The organism is Halomonas borealis (genome assembly GCF_004798905.1).
GTDB lineage: Bacteria > Pseudomonadota > Gammaproteobacteria > Pseudomonadales > Halomonadaceae > Halomonas > Halomonas borealis.
In genome coordinates this window covers 101077-115795 of the sequence record NZ_SDMO01000003.1, presented here as the reverse complement: position 1 = coordinate 115795, position 14719 = coordinate 101077, and the positions used below count along the sequence as shown (strand labels likewise).

10 protein-coding genes are annotated in these 14719 nt (G+C 66.6%); 2 read left to right on the top strand and 8 right to left on the bottom strand.

What is annotated here, in order from left to right:
* Positions 1-16 precede the first annotated feature (16 nt).
* The 8 genes from gltB to pilM form a co-directional block, all read right to left on the bottom strand.
* On the bottom strand, positions 17-4465 hold the full coding sequence (gene gltB / locus ETC07_RS04795; protein WP_136247374.1) for a glutamate synthase large subunit: 4449 nt from the start codon (positions 4463-4465) through the stop codon (positions 17-19).
* 439 nt (positions 4466-4904) lie between these two features.
* Complete coding sequence (aroB, locus tag ETC07_RS04790; protein WP_136247373.1) at positions 4905-6011, bottom strand: 3-dehydroquinate synthase; 1107 nt, start codon at positions 6009-6011, stop codon at positions 4905-4907.
* A 2-nt stretch (positions 6012-6013) separates the two neighbouring features.
* Positions 6014-6556, bottom strand: a complete 543-nt coding sequence (gene aroK / locus ETC07_RS04785; protein WP_136247372.1) for a shikimate kinase AroK — start codon at positions 6554-6556, stop codon at positions 6014-6016.
* Positions 6556-8232 (bottom strand): type IV pilus secretin PilQ, encoded by a 1677-nt coding sequence (locus ETC07_RS04780; protein WP_240724560.1) that lies wholly within the window; start codon positions 8230-8232, stop codon positions 6556-6558. Before ETC07_RS04780 ends, aroK begins: the two co-directional genes overlap by 1 nt.
* A gap of 57 nt (positions 8233-8289) precedes the next feature.
* Positions 8290-8814 (bottom strand): pilus assembly protein PilP, encoded by a 525-nt coding sequence (locus ETC07_RS04775; RefSeq protein WP_136247371.1) that lies wholly within the window; start codon positions 8812-8814, stop codon positions 8290-8292.
* Positions 8811-9443 (bottom strand): type IV pilus inner membrane component PilO, encoded by a 633-nt coding sequence (locus ETC07_RS04770; RefSeq protein ID WP_136247370.1) that lies wholly within the window; start codon positions 9441-9443, stop codon positions 8811-8813. The genes ETC07_RS04775 and ETC07_RS04770 overlap by 4 nt, the downstream gene beginning before the upstream one ends.
* Complete coding sequence (locus ETC07_RS04765) at positions 9440-10012, bottom strand: PilN domain-containing protein (RefSeq protein ID WP_136247369.1); 573 nt, start codon at positions 10010-10012, stop codon at positions 9440-9442. Before ETC07_RS04765 ends, ETC07_RS04770 begins: the two co-directional genes overlap by 4 nt.
* Entirely contained in the window at positions 10009-11073 is a 1065-nt protein-coding gene (gene pilM / locus ETC07_RS04760) for a type IV pilus assembly protein PilM (protein WP_205742507.1), read from the bottom strand. The genes ETC07_RS04765 and pilM overlap by 4 nt, the downstream gene beginning before the upstream one ends.
* A 259-nt stretch (positions 11074-11332) precedes the next feature.
* Between pilM and ETC07_RS04755 the strand changes: the two genes are divergently transcribed.
* Together ETC07_RS04755 and ETC07_RS04750 are read left to right on the top strand one after the other, a co-directional pair.
* Entirely contained in the window at positions 11333-13858 is a 2526-nt protein-coding gene (locus ETC07_RS04755; RefSeq protein ID WP_136247368.1) for a penicillin-binding protein 1A, read from the top strand.
* An 84-nt stretch (positions 13859-13942) separates the two neighbouring features.
* Positions 13943-14692, top strand: a complete 750-nt coding sequence (locus tag ETC07_RS04750; protein WP_136247367.1) for a DUF481 domain-containing protein — start codon at positions 13943-13945, stop codon at positions 14690-14692.
* Positions 14693-14719: the final 27 nt, after the last annotated feature.

The window sequence follows — 14719 nt, the reverse complement described above, 5'->3', positions numbered from 1 at the left end:
GGCGCCGACGCCTCACTCATTCCGGCTGACGCCGGGACTGATCCAGCAGGCCGGCGAGACTCGCCGCCTTGGGCTTCACCAGCCAGAAATGGCGAATGAAGTCGCTGAAGTCCTCGAGGATGTCGCGACCACGCTGCGAACCGGTCTCCGCGACGTAGGCCTCGATGATCTCCCTCAGGTGTCGCCGGTGGGCCTCCATGGCCTCGGTGTTGACGCGGTGGATTTCCACCAATTCATGGTTGTACTTGTCGACGAAGGTGCGGTCCTCGTCCAGCACATAGGCGAAGCCGCCGGTCATGCCGGCACCGAAGTTAACGCCCACCTCGCCGAGCACGGTGACCAGGCCTCCGGTCATGTATTCACAGCAGTGGTCGCCGGAGCCCTCGATCACCGCATGGGCGCCGGAGTTGCGCACCGCGAAGCGCTCGCCGGCGGTGCCCACGGCGTACAGCTTGCCGCCGGTGGCGCCATACAGGCAGGTGTTGCCGACGATCGCCGTCTGGTGGCTCTCGAAACTGCTGCCGCGGGGCGGCACGATCACCACCTTGCCGCCGTTCATGCCCTTGCCGACGTAGTCGTTGGCGTCGCCCTCCAGGTAGAGGTGCAGGCCACGGGCATTCCACACCCCGAAACTCTGGCCGGCCACGCCGGTGAAGCGGGCGGTCAGCGGTGCGTCCTCGAGCCCCGCCTCGCCGTGGCGCTTGGCGATCGTGCCGGAGATCAGCGCCCCCACGGAGCGGTCGCAGTTGGTGATGGTGAAGTCGAACTCGCCGCCGGACTTGTCCGCGATGGCCGACTCGAGTGCCGCGAGCATTTCCTGATTCTTGGCGCCCGGATCATGGGGCACATTGCGGCTGACCTGGCAGAACTGCGGCGCCTCGGCGGGCACGAAGTCGTTGGTCATCAGCGGCGACAGGTCGAGGCCACGCTGGGAGTCGGTCACGCCCTCGATCGCCTCGAGCAGATCGGTACGCCCGATCAGCTCGGTGAGCTGCCGCACGCCTAGCAGGGCCATCAGCTCGCGCACCTCCTCGGCGATGAAGCGGAAGTAGTGCTTGACCATGTCGACGGTGCCGCGGAAGTGCTCGTCACGCAGGGCCTGGTGCTGGGTGGCCACGCCGGTCGCGCAGTTGTTGAGGTGACAGATACGCAGGTACTTGCAGCCCAGCGCGACCATCGGCGCGGTACCGAAACCGAAGCTCTCGGCGCCGAGAATCGCCGCCTTGATGACATCGAGCCCGGTCTTCAGGCCGCCATCGGTCTGCAGGCGGATCTTGTCGCGCAGGCCGTTGATGCGCAGCGCCTGGTGAACCTCGGGCAGGCCCAGTTCCCAGGGGCTACCGGCATGCTTGATCGAGGTCAGCGGGCTGGCCGCGGTGCCGCCGTCATAGCCCGACACGGTGATCAGGTCGGCATAGGCCTTGGCCACGCCGGTGGCGATGGTGCCGATACCGGGCTCGGAAACCAGCTTCACCGACACCTGGGCGCTCGGGTTGACCTGCTTCAGATCGAAGATCAGCTGCGCCAGGTCCTCGATGGAATAGATATCGTGGTGCGGGGGCGGCGAGATCAGGGTCACCCCGGGCACCGCATAACGCAGCCGGGCGATCAGCGCGTTGACCTTGCCGCCGGGCAGCTGGCCGCCCTCGCCGGGCTTGGCGCCCTGGGCGACCTTGATCTGCAGCACCTCGGCGTTGGCCAGGTAGGCCGGGGTGACGCCGAAACGCCCGGAGGCGATCTGCTTGATCTTGGAGGAACGCACGGTGCCATAGCGGGCCGGGTCCTCGCCGCCCTCGCCGGAGTTGGAGCGTCCTCCGGCCTCGTTCATGGCCTGGGCCAGGGCCTCGTGAGCCTCAGGCGACAGCGCGCCAAGCGACATGCCGGCGCTGTCGAAGCGTGGCAGCAGATCCTCGACCGGCTCGACCTCGGACAGCGGCAGCGCCGTCTCGGCAGGCCTGATGCGCAGCAGGTCGCGGATGGTGGCCGGGTCACGCTCGTTGACCAGTGCCGCAAACTTCTTCCACTTGACGTAATCCCCCTCTTGCACCGCTTCCTGCAGCGTCTTGATCACGTCCGGGTTGTAGGCGTGGTACTCGTGGCCATGGACGTACTTCATCAGGCCGCCGTGGGAGATGTGCTTGCGCGGCGACCAAGCATCCCGAGCCAGCAGCTCCTGCTGCCACTGCAACTCGGCGAAACCGGTCCCCTCGATACGCGAGGCCATGCCGGTGAAGCACAGTTCCATGACCTCGGAGGCCAGACCCACCGCCTCGAACAGCTGGGAGCCGCGGTAGGAGGCCAGCGTCGAGATGCCCATCTTGGAGAGAATCTTGAATAGCCCCTTCTGCAGGCCACGGCGATAGTTCTCGCGGGCATCCGCCGGGTTGCCGACCAGCTCGCCGGTGTGGTGCATGTCGGCCATGACCTGGTAGGCCAGCCACGGATAGACCGCGGTGGCACCCACGCCGAACAGCACCGCCATCTGGTGGGCGTCGCGGGCATAGCCGGTCTCGACGATCAGGTTGACCCGTGGACGCAGCGCCAGGCGGCCCAGATGATGGTGGACGGCCCCCACCGCCAGGGCGGCATGGATCGGCAGCTGGCCCTTCGCCACCTCGGCATCGGACAGTACCAGCAGCACCTTGCCGTCGCGGGCGGCCTGGGCGGCCTCGTCGCACAACGCCTGCAGCGCGGCCTTGAGTCCGATGGTCTCGGGATCATAGGCCAGCGACAGGGAGTGACTGTTGAAGGCCGGGTCCTCGTGGTTCACCAAGGCGGTGAACTTACGCGGCGACAGCACCGGAGTGGTCAGCACCAACCGGTGGGCATGGTCCGGGGTCGCCGCGAAGACGTTGCGCTCGGCACCGATGCAGCTCTCCAGCGACATCACGATCGATTCGCGCAGCGGGTCGATGGCCGGGTTGGTGACCTGGGCGAACTTCTGGCGGAAGTAGTCGGTCAGCAGGCGCCGCTTGCCGGACAGCACCGCCATGGGGGTATCGTCACCCATGGAGCCGACCGCCTCCTGGCCGCTTTCGGCCAACGGGCGTAGCACCTGGTCACGCTCCTCGAAGCTGACCTGGAACATCTTCTGGCGCACCGCCAGCGACTCGGCGTCCATGTTCTGGAAGCGTGCCAGCTCGGTGAGCGCCGACTCCAGGTAGTTGGCCTCCTGCTTCAGCCAGCGCTTGTAGGGATAGGCGGACTTGAGGCGCGAGTCGATGTCCTCGGTGTGCAGGACCTCGCCGGTCTGGGTGTCCACGGCCAGTATCTGGCCCGGGCCGACGCGACCCTTGGCCACCACGTCCTCGGGCCGATAGTCGTAGGTGCCGACCTCGGAGGCCAGGGTGATGTAGCCGTTCTTGGTGATCACCCAGCGCGCCGGGCGCAGGCCGTTGCGATCGAGCATGCAGACGGCCTGGCGACCGTCGGTCATGACCACGCCGGCCGGCCCGTCCCACGGCTCCATGTGCATGGAGTTGTACTCGTAGAAGGCGCGCAGGTCGCCATCCATGATCTCGACGTTCTGCCAGGCCGGCGGCACCATCATGCGCACCGCGCGATGCAGCTCCATGCCGCCGGTCAGCAACACTTCGAGCATGTTGTCCATGCTCGACGAGTCGGAACCGACGGTGTTGACGATCTCGTCGAGCTCGGCGATGTCGGGCAGACGCTCGCTGGCGAAGTTCTCCTTGCGCGAGTTCGCCCAGCCGCGATTGGCCTCGATGGTATTGATCTCGCCGTTGTGGGCCATCAGGCGGAACGGTTGGGCCAGCGGCCAGCGCGGCGCGGTATTGGTGGAAAAACGCTGATGGAAGACGCAGATCGCGGTCTCCAGGCGCGCATCGCCCAGATCACGATAGAAGGCCGGCAGGTCGACCGGCATCACCAGCCCCTTATAGGAGACGACCTCGGCGGACAGCGAGCTGACGTAGAAGTCCGGCTCATCCCTCAACGCCTGCTCGGCGCGGCGACGCGCCATGAAGAGCTCCACGTCGAAGGCGCCCTCGGCGGCTTCGCCAGGCTCGACGAACAGCTGGCGGATGCGCGGCAGGCAGTCCAGCGCCATGGGGCCGCAGACACTCGGGTCGACCGGCACCTCGCGCCAGCCCTGAACCGTCAGGCCGCGGGCCTCCAGCTCACGCTCGAGGGTCTCCCGCGCGGCGGCCTCGCGGGCGTCGTCATCGGGCAGGAAGATCGCCCCTACCGCGAAGCGCCGACCCAGTTCGACCCCGAGCGACTCCTTGGCGGCGGCACGCATGAAGGCCTCGGGCATCTTCAGCAGCAGGCCACAGCCGTCGCCGGTCTTGCCATCGGCGGCGATGCCGCCGCGGTGGGTCATGCAGGTCAACGATTCGATCGCGGTCTGCAGCAGGTCATGACTGGCCTGGCCTTCCATGTGGGCGATCAGACCGAACCCGCAGTTGTCACGAAACTCGCCGGGTTGATGAAGACCTCTGTTCATGGGTGTGCCTCAGGTAAAGAAAATTTTTATTTGCAGTTTTTGGTGCTATAATTATTGGTTTTCTTTTTATTTTCATCCGGATTATCGGCCTCGAAACTGCGCGGCAAAAGGTTCCACAGAATAGCCACGCTCCCTCTAGGCACGCAATGCCACGCCCGCCACCCTCTTCCTAAAACCTTCGAAAAATCCGCTACTTGACACACCATTCAATAAAAAAAATACGTCAACTCAACGAGTTGCACCGCATCACCTCGACACGCCCACCAGCCTAATCAGGATTCATACTTTAGTCGCAACACCCGACTTTTCCCCATACCGATACTGCATACGGCATGCAGATTCACGTATTGCACCGGCGAGGACGTCGCTCACTCCCCATGAACGACGACGCCCGCTGCAGGGCAGCGGGCGTCGGGGTGTGGCACTCGAGAGGCGTCGATCAGCGGCGCGGGAAGGTCTCCAATAGCGTCATCAGCGTCTCGGAAGGCGTCTCGTCATACAGGCAGGCATCACCCAGCCGCCTGAGCAGGATCAATCGCAGTCGTTCATCGAGGTTCTTCTTGTCGAGGCGCATGATCGCCAGGAAGTCTTCCGGCGTCATGTCACCGGGCGCCGCCAGCGGCAGCGCCGCCGCCGCCAGGACCGCCCGGGTGCGCGCCACCTCGTCCTGGGACAGCCAGCCCAAGCGCTGCGACAACTCGGCCGCCAGCAGCATGCCGACCCCCACCGCCTCGCCGTGCAGCCAGCGACCATAGCCCTGATGCGTCTCGATGGCGTGCCCGAAGGTATGCCCCAGGTTGAGCAGCGCCCGGACCCCCTGCTCGGTCTCGTCCTCGGCGACGATCTCGGCCTTGAGGCGACAGCTGCGCTCGATCGCCTGGGTCAGCGTCGCGGCGTCGAGGCCGCGCAGCGCCGCCATGTTCGCCTCCAACCAGGCCAGGAAGTCGGCGTCGCGGATCAGCCCATACTTGATGACCTCGGCCAGGCCGGCGGACAGCTCGCGGGCCGGCAGGGTCGCGAGGGTGTCGGTATCGATCAGCACCGCCCGGGGCTGCCAGAAGGCGCCGATCATGTTCTTGCCACGCGGATGATTGACGCCGGTCTTGCCACCCACCGAGGAGTCCACCTGGGACAGCAGGGTGGTCGGCAACTGCACGAAGGCCACGCCACGCTGATAGCAGGCCGCCGCATAGCCGGTCATATCACCGATCACGCCGCCCCCCAGGGCCACCAGGGTGCAGCGCCGATTGAAGCCGGCCTCGAGCAGGGCATCCCAGATACGCTCGACACTGGCCAGGGTCTTGGTCGATTCACCATCCGGCAGCACCACCTCGCGCACCGTCAGGTCATCGTCCAGGCCGGCCTTGAGCCGTTCCAGGTACAGCGGCGCCAGCGTCTCGTTGGTGACGATCATCACCTGGCGCCCGGCGAGATACGGCCGCAAGCGCCGGGCATCGTCGAGCAGGCCGGGGCCGATATGGATGGGGTAGCTACGCTCGCCGAGCGCGACCGTCAGGGTTCGCCGGGCATCGAGGGTGGAAGTCATGTTCATGCCTTGCAATGCAGGGGGTCGATCAGCCGCTCGATGCGGCGCACGATCTCGTTGACCACGGCCCGCGGGCCACGGCGGTCGGTACGCACCACGATATCGGCGGTGGCCCGATAGAGTGGGTCGCGCTGCCCGAACATCTGCTCGAGCACCTGCGCCTTATCGTCACGCTGCAGCAGGGGGCGATTGCGATCCTTCGCGGTGCGCCGCAGCTGCTGCTCGACGGTGGTGTAGAGATAAATCACGCTACCGCTGTCGCGCAGCAGGCGCCGGTTCTCCTCGCGCAGCACCGCACCACCTCCGGTGGCGATGACCACGCTGCCCAGCGCGGACAGCTCGCCGATCATCTGCGTCTCGCGGTCGCGGAAGCCCGCCTCGCCCTCGACGTCGAAGATCCACGGGATGTCGGCACCGCAACGATCCTGTATCTGGTGGTCGCTGTCATAGAAGCGGCGGGATAGCTCGGCCGCCAGAAGGCGGCCGATGGTGCTCTTTCCGGCCCCCATGGGGCCGATCAATATCAGGTTGGGTAGTGCCGGCATCAGCGAATCGCCAGGTTGTCATCCAGTATTCGGGGCGTGATGAATACCAGCAACTCTACCTTATCGTTCGACTCCTCGGTATAGCGGAAGAGGCTTCCGAGCACCGGAATATCGCCCAGCAGGGGCGTCTTGAACAGGCTGCGCACCTGTTCGGTGGTCAGGATGCCACCCAGCACCACGGTCTCGCCGTTGTTCACCAGCACCTGGGTGTTGATCTCGTTGGTATCGATGGCCGGCGCGCCATTGAAGGACTGATCGGCCACGGTGTCATTATTGATCGCCAGGTCCATGATGATGCGGTTGTCCGGCGTGATCTGCGGCGTCACCTCCAGCGACAGCACCGCCTCCTTGAACTCGGTATCGGTGGCCCCGCTGGAGGTCGATTCCTGATAGGGAATCTCGGTCCCCTGCTTGATCGTCGCGGTTCGCTGATTGGCGGTGATCACCCTCGGCTGAGAGATGGTCTGGCTCTTGCCTTCGCTTTCCAGCGCACGCAGCTCCAGGTCGAGCAGCACGTCACCGGAGAGGTAACCGAAGCTGAAGGCGGTCGACGGCTCGACGGCGTCGCCCAGGTCGACCGACAAGCCGCCGTTGTCGGCGACACCCGACGAGGCCCCGCCGGCGTTGAGCCCGTTGGACGGGTCACCCTCATTGTTGGACAGCCCCCAGCTGACGCCCAGCTCGCGGGTAGCGCTATCCCGGGCGATGACGATCCGTGCCTCGATCTGCACCTGGCGCACCGCCACGTCGAGCCGCTCCAGGGTCTCCATGATCTGGCCGATCTGCTCGGCGGTGTCCTGAATCAACAGGGTATTGGTGCGCGGATCCACGGCGACGCGACCGCGTTCGGTAAGCAGCCCGAAGCCGTTCGCCCCGCCGCCACCGCTCTCGCCACGCAGCAACTGGGCGAGATCCTCGGCCTTGGCATACTTGACCTGGATGTACTGCGTCTCCAGTGGGGCCAGCGTCTCCAGTTGTTCGCGGGTCTGCAGCTCCAGCCGCTCGCGGGCCGCCAGTTCCTCGGCCGGGGCCACCACGATGACGCCATCCTCCTGCCGGCTGGCCAACCCGTGGCTCTTGAGCACCAGGTCCAGCGCCTGGTCCCAGGGCACGTCCTGGAGGTTGAGGGTGACCCGACCGGTGACGCTGTCGCTGGCCACCAGGTTCAGCCCGGTGAAGTCGCCGATGATCGCCAGCACCGAACGCACCTCGATGTCCTGGAAGTTCAGGGTGATTCGCTCACCGCTATAGGACGACGATTCGCGCGCCTGGCGATCATTCTGCTGGGCCGTGACCGGCTGGGCCGAGATGCTCAACTGGCGACCCTCTTGCGCCGACAGCATGGCGAAGTCGCCACGCCCCTGGATCTCCAGCGTGACGCCGTCCCGACCGGCGCGGGGCGTGATGCGACGCAGCGGCGTCCCGAAGTCGGTGACATCGTAGACCTGGTCGAGCGCGTCCGGCAGGCGGGCTCCCGGCAACCGGGCGACGATGTCCGAACGCCCGCTCTCGGTGACCCGCGCGTCCACGCCAGTGCGATCGAAGGACACCACCACGCGCCCGGCGCCGTCTTCACCACGCCGGAAATCGATATCGGTAATGCTCGGCTCGGCCGCCATGGCAAAGGCCGATACCGCCAGCATCACCAGGGTCGCGAGCGCTCGTATCATCGACATCATGGTCTCCTACCCTTTCCTGCCCCCGCCTTCGCTGGCCGGGCTTGTTCGTTGTGTCTAGCCATCCAGCAGCAGCTGGGTACTGCGTTCGATCCAGGCGCCTTGCCCGGCGGGCACGATCTCGACCAGTTTCACCGTCGCGGAGGCGATATCGACGATGCGCCCGAAGTCCGAGCCCATGTGATCGCCGACGCGCAGCCGGTGAACCTTGCCGCCCGGCGCCCTGATCAGGGCCGAGGGTGTGCCGCCCACGGTGAGTATCCCCACCAAGTCCAACTGTTCGAGTTCATAGGCCTCCAGCGGCTCCGGCGACCGGGCGTCGTCCGGCGCCAGGTCGGCATCGCCTACCGACATCAGCCGACGCTCCGGCAACGCCGCCTGGAAGGGGCTGCGCCGATCGGCGAAGCGGTAATCGACGGCGCGATAGTCCGGCAGCGGCGGCACTGGCGCCAGGACCAGCTCGCCGGGATCGACCCGCAGCGTCGCCAGCTCCTGCTCGAGCTCGCCGGTGCCCGCGTCGCGGCAGGCGCCGAGCAGCAGCGCAAGCCCCAGCAAGGCCAGGCCATTTCCTGCGTGCCTCATGGCGCCCCCTCGTCGCCCGACGCCGCTTGCGGCGGCCGATAGCTGTAGGTCCGCGCCAGCATCGACAACGCCAGGCCTCCCCCCTCCGCGGGTTCGAGCGTGAAATCATGCTGGGTGACGATGCGTGGCAAATCGGCGACGGCGGCGACGAAGGATCCGATGCGATGGTAATCGCCCCGCACCCGGATATCGAACGGGCGTTCCACGTAGAACTCCCGCTCGACGGCGTCGCGCAGCCGGATGGCATCGATGGTCAGCTGATTGTCGATCGCCGCCTCGTTGATGTCGTCGATCAGCGACGGAATCTCGGGGCCGCTCGGCAACATGTCGACCAGCACCTCCAGATGTCCATCCAGCGCCTCGACCTGTTCACGCACCCCGGGCAGATGCGCCGCCTGGGCCGCCTTGCTGCGGTAGTCGCGCAACAGGCTCACCTCCTGTTGGCGAGCATCTTCCAGCTCGCGAGCCGCGGGGGCCGCCATGTACCAGTAGACGCCGGCGAAGGTCAGCCCGGCCGCCAGCAGGCAGCACAGCAGCTGCAACAGGAAGGGCCAGCCGCCGGCCTCCTTGATGTCGAGTTCGCCCGGCTCCACCTCCTTCAGGCGGCGCCATTCGGTGGCGAGATTCATGGCGCTTCCTCCTGGCGTCGGGCCTCGTCGGCATCCTCCGGCATGTGCTGGCCGACGCTGAGGTCGAAACGGCGCTCGCCCTCAGCGGCCTCCACCTCGGCCAGCACCGGCACGTCGAGCACCGGCGAGGCCTCCAGGGCCCGCAGCTGGGCCGAGACGCGGTGGTTGTCCTCGGCCAGGCCGGTCAGGCGCAGCTGGTCGCCCTCGCGCTGGAGGCTCGCGTAATGAACGCCCTGCTCGAGGCTCGCCGCCAGGGCATTGAAGACATGAACCGTCTGGGGGCGCTCGGCCTGCAGCACTCGCAGCACCTCGATACGCCGCTCGAGGGTATCGAGCCGCGCCTCGTACTCGCTGACGGTACGAATATCGCGGTCCAGCTCGGCGGTGCGCTGACGAATCAACTCATGGCGCTGTTGCTGGGCCACCAACTGCCGCTCGTAGCACCAGTTCACACCATAGCCGCCTCCCAGGCCGACCAGGGCGGAAAGCCCCAGGGCCAGATAGAAGCGCTGGCTGCGCTGCTGTCGCCGCGCCTCACGCCAGGGCAAGAGGTTGATGTCGATGTTCATCCGCGCACCCTCATCGCCAACCCGCAGGCCGTCAGCATCGCCGGGGCATCGCTGACCAGACCCTGCTCATCGACTCGCGAGCCCATCGTCATGCGTCGCAGAGGGTCGGCGGTCACCACCTCCATGCCCGTCTCCTCGGCGAGGCGTTTCGCCAGGCCAGGCAGCACACCGGTACCGCCGGCCAGGAGCATACGGCGCACCTCCCGCTTACGGCCGGACGTGTAGTAGAGCTGCAACGAGCGCCCGACCTGCTGCACCAGGGTCTCGAGGAAGGGCTCGAGGACGCTCTGCGAGTAATCGTCCGGCAACCCGCCGCGCTTCTTGGCCAGGCCCGCCTCCTCGAGGCTGAGCCCGTAGCGGTGCCGGATCTCCTCGGTCAACATCCGACCGCCGAAGACGGTATCCCGGCTGTAGATGATCCGCCCATCGTGCAAGACGTGGAAGGCATTCATGCTCGACCCGATATCCACCAGCGCCACGTCGCCCTCCTCGGTCACGGTGGACGGCAGCTGGGCCGCGAGCTCCGTGTAGACGCGCTCCATGGCGAAGGTCTCGACATCGACCATGGTCGGCGTCAGACCTACCTGACGCACGGTTTCTGTCAGCTGGCCGATGTCATGCTGACGGCAGGCGACCAGCAGCACGTCCTGCTGGTCGGCATAGCGCTCGTTGAGGCCGAGCCGCTGAAAATCGAAGGCCACTTCGCTGAACGGAAAAGGGATGTGCTTGTCCGATTCCAGCTGGATGCGGGTCTCGACCTCCTCATCGGAAAGCGTCGCCGGCAGGGTCAAGGTCTTGGTGATCGCCGTGCTCGCGGGGACCGCTACCGAGACGCGCCGGCTGGTCGGCTTGGCATGGTCCACTGCGCGCTGGAGCGCATCCGCGACCTCGCCGATGTCGCGGATGCGCCGCTCTACCACGGCCCCCTCGCGCAGCGGCTGCACGGCATAGCTCTCGACGCGGTAAGCCCCGCCGGTCCACTTGAGCTCGATGAGCTTGACGGTCGCCGACGTGATGTCGACGCCGATCAACCCCTTACCGGATGCCCCGATTCGCCTCAAGGTCGTACTCCCGACTGATCCACCTTCGTTACACGTCGCGCTATAGTATGACGACTGCTCTCAACCAAACTCTCCAGGCATCACCATGCCAACCGTGTAACCCGAGGCTACATGACTTACCCGATTCACACACCAACGGGTGTCGCCAGACGTCAACGCTGGTGGTCGCGCTGACGGCTTCCTATAATGGCCGGCACATTTCCGCTTCAGTGCGTCCCTGCCATCTCGCACTCGCTCACCGCATGGATACCGCTTTTTCATGAAGTTCATCAGAACCCTGGCCTTCTCGGCATTCTGGCTGCTGGTTTCCCTATCCACCGCTTCGGTACTGGCCGTGGCCGGGGCCGCCCTCTACTTCGCCCCCGGCCTGCCGGACGTCCGCCAGCTGCAGGGCTTCGAGCTGCAGACCCCGCTGCGTATCTTCACCCGTGACGGCAAGCTGATCGGCGAGTACGGCGAGGAGCGCCGCCAGCCGGTGACCTACGACGAGATTCCACAGGGCATGGTCGAGGCACTGATGGCCGCCGAGGACGCCTCCTACTTCGATCACCATGGCGTCGATCCCAAGGGCCTGGCCCGCGCCGCCTTCCAACTGGCCGCCAGCGGCGGCGACATCCAGTCCGGGGGCTCCACCATCACCATGCAGGTGGCCCGCAACTACCTGCTCACCCGGGACCAGACCTTCACGCGCAAGATCCGCGAGATCCTGCTGGCCCTGCAGATGGAGCAGATCCTCAGCAAGCCGGAGATCCTCGAGCTCTACGTCAACAAGATCTTCCTCGGCCATCGCGCCTACGGCATCGCCGCCGCGGCCGAGGTCTACTACGACCGTCCGCTGGCGGAGCTGACCCTGGCCCAACAGGCGATGCTTGCCGGTCTACCCAAGGCCCCCTCGGCCCTCAATCCGCTGGCCAATGCCGAACGCGCGCTGATCCGCCGCAACTGGATCCTGTTCCGCATGCGCGACCTGGGCCATATCGACCAGACCGCCTACGACGAGGCCGTTCAGGCGCCGGTCACCGCGCGTCGCCACCAGGCGAAGACCGAGGTTGCCGCCGACTATGTGGCCGAGATGGCCCGTCAGTATGCCGTCGAGCGTTTCGACGATGCCTATACCGGTGGCTACCGCATCACCACCACCCTGGACAGCGAGCTGCAGCCCAAGGCCCGCCTGGCGTTGGCCAACGGCCTGATCGCCTACGACACCCGCCACGGCTGGCGCGGCCCGGAGCAGAGCGACGTGCCCCGCAGCCTGGCGGAAGCCCAGGAAAACACCGACCCCGAGGGGCTCGAGGAAGAGCTGGCCGAGTCTCCCGAGGTGATGAGCACCGCTCGCCAGGCCGCCGAGCGCAGCCAGGCCGAGATCCCCGGCATCGATGGCGACGTCAGCAACTGGCTGCAGGTGCTGGATCGCACCGCGGTGCTGGGCCCACTGGAACCGGCCATCGTGGTGGACACCGACGGCCGCGAGATGCGCGTGCTGACCCGCGGCGGCGAGGTCCGCACCCTGGCCTGGGATGGCCTCGACTGGGCCCAGCCCTATCGCAACGCCCACTATCGCGGCGCGGCCCCGAACTCGGCCGCCGACATCGCCAGCGCCGGCGACCTGGTACGCGTCCTGCAGCGTGAGAACGGCGACTGGCGCCTCTCCCAGCAGCCAGGCGCCCAGGGCTCGCTGGTCGTGCTGGACCCCAAGAGTGGCGCCATCCTGGCCTTGCAGGGCGGCTTCGACTACGACGCCAGCAAGTTCAACCGCGCGCTCCAGGCGCGCCGCCAGGCGGGCTCGATCTTCAAACCCTTCATCTATCTGGCGGGCCTGAACAGCGGCGAGGTGACACCGGCCACCATCATCAACGATGCCCCGGTGGTGATGGAGGACGGCAGCAACCAACTGTGGCGGCCCAACAACTCCGGGGGCAATTTCCTCGGCCCGACCCGCCTGCGCGAAGGACTCGTCCACTCGCGCAACCTGGTCACCATCCGCCTGCTGCAGACCCTGGGCCTCGAGCAAACCATCGGCTTCCTCGAGAACTTCGGCTTCGACCCCGAGCGGCTACCTCACGCCCTGTCGCTGGCGCTGGGCACCACCAGCCTGACGCCGCTGGAGATGACCCGCGGCTATGCGGTGCTGTCCAACGGTGGCTTCGACATCGACCCCTGGCTGATCGAGAAGATCACCAGCGGCGAGGCCCGCACCGTGGTCCAGGAAGCCGACCCCATGGTGGCCTGCCGCGAATGCAGCCCCGACCAGCAAACCGTCGAGCGCGACGGCAAGACCTATCGGGTCGCGCCGCGCATCGTCGATCCGGCGGCCGACTACCTGATTCGCGACATGCTGCGCGATGTCGTCGAACGCGGCACCGCCCGCCGCGCCCGATCCCTCGAGCGTAGCGACATCGTCGGCAAGACAGGCACCACCAACGATCAGCGTGACGCCTGGTTCGCCGGCTTTAACACCGAGCTGGCCACCACCGTATGGGTGGGCAAGGACGACAACAGCTCGACCGCGGAATACGGCTCCCAGGCCGCCCTGCCGATCTGGATCGACTTCATGGGCGAGGCCCTGGCGGGCACGCCGGAGCACTGGCCCGAACGCCCCGACGGCGTGGTCAATCGCCGTGTCGACCCCGACACCGGCCGCCTGCTGCACGACGACCAGCCCGGCGGCATGCAGGAACTGTTCCGCGCCGATCACCTGCCCAGCTACCAGCCGCGGCGCGTCGATCAGGCCGTGGAACAGGAAAGCGGTTCTCAAGGCACCGGCGCCTACGAGGCCATCTTCTAGCCACGCCCGCTGCCTCACCGGCGCGGCGACGACATCGTCACCGCGCCGATACCGACTCCACCGAACCAACCGCGAGAAATCACCATGCGCTCCAAGGTGATGTTCACCTGTGGGCTATGCCTGCTGATCACGGCAGGCAGCGCCTCGGCCACCTCCTTCTTCTATGCACCGCCGGCGCCAGCGGACGCCTCACCGCCCTTGAGCGGTGAGGCGGAGCTCGGTTTCACCCAGCTCAAGGGCAATACCAACAGCGAGACCCTAATCGCCAAGGGACGCCTCGTGTGGTTGAGCGGCGCCTTCACCCACAGCCTGCGTGGCGAGGCGCGCCACGTCAGCGAGGACGAGGCCACCAGCGCCGAGCAGTACCTGCTGGCGGCCCGCGAACGCTACGACATCGAAGGCCCGCATTACTTGTTCGGCTTCGCCCGCTGGGAAGACGACCGCTTCAGCGGCTACGACTACCAGGCCACACTGATCGGCGGCTACGGCCGCCAGGTCCTGGACAACGAGCATCACACGCTATCGCTGGAGGCCGGCCCCGGTTATCGCATCGACAGCGTGCCCGGAGACGAGGACCGCCGGCTCGGCGTGGCCTATACCGCCCTGGACTATCGCTGGCGATTCTCCGAGAGCGCGAGCCTCTCCCAGGAGCTCTCGCTGGAAGGCACCGAGCGCAACCTGACCGCCCGCTCACTCTCCAGCCTGACCTCGCGTCTCAATGAGCATTTGGCCCTCAAGATCTCCTACGAGGTCGACCACAACTCGCGGCCGCCCGACGACGCCACGGCACGCACCGACCGCATCACCAACGTCTCGCTGCTCTACGACTGGTAGCCCGCGACAGCCTGCCAGACACGACGA

Excerpts from the sequence above, each read along its gene's own strand:
- aroB (WP_136247373.1), bottom strand. The coding sequence starts at position 6,011 with ATGACTTCCACCCTCGATGCCCGGCGAACCCTGACGGTCGCGCTCGGC.
- ETC07_RS04775 (WP_136247371.1), bottom strand. The coding sequence starts at position 8,814 with ATGAGGCACGCAGGAAATGGCCTGGCCTTGCTGGGGCTTGCGCTGCTG.
- gltB (WP_136247374.1), bottom strand. The coding sequence starts at position 4,465 with ATGAACAGAGGTCTTCATCAACCCGGCGAGTTTCGTGACAACTGCGGG.
- ETC07_RS04755 (WP_136247368.1), top strand. The coding sequence starts at position 11,333 with ATGAAGTTCATCAGAACCCTGGCCTTCTCGGCATTCTGGCTGCTGGTT.
- ETC07_RS04770 (WP_136247370.1), bottom strand. The coding sequence starts at position 9,443 with ATGAATCTCGCCACCGAATGGCGCCGCCTGAAGGAGGTGGAGCCGGGC.
- ETC07_RS04750 (WP_136247367.1), top strand. The coding sequence starts at position 13,943 with ATGCGCTCCAAGGTGATGTTCACCTGTGGGCTATGCCTGCTGATCACG.
- ETC07_RS04780 (WP_240724560.1), bottom strand. The coding sequence starts at position 8,232 with ATGTCGATGATACGAGCGCTCGCGACCCTGGTGATGCTGGCGGTATCG.
- ETC07_RS04765 (WP_136247369.1), bottom strand. The coding sequence starts at position 10,012 with ATGAACATCGACATCAACCTCTTGCCCTGGCGTGAGGCGCGGCGACAG.
- aroK (WP_136247372.1), bottom strand. The coding sequence starts at position 6,556 with ATGCCGGCACTACCCAACCTGATATTGATCGGCCCCATGGGGGCCGGA.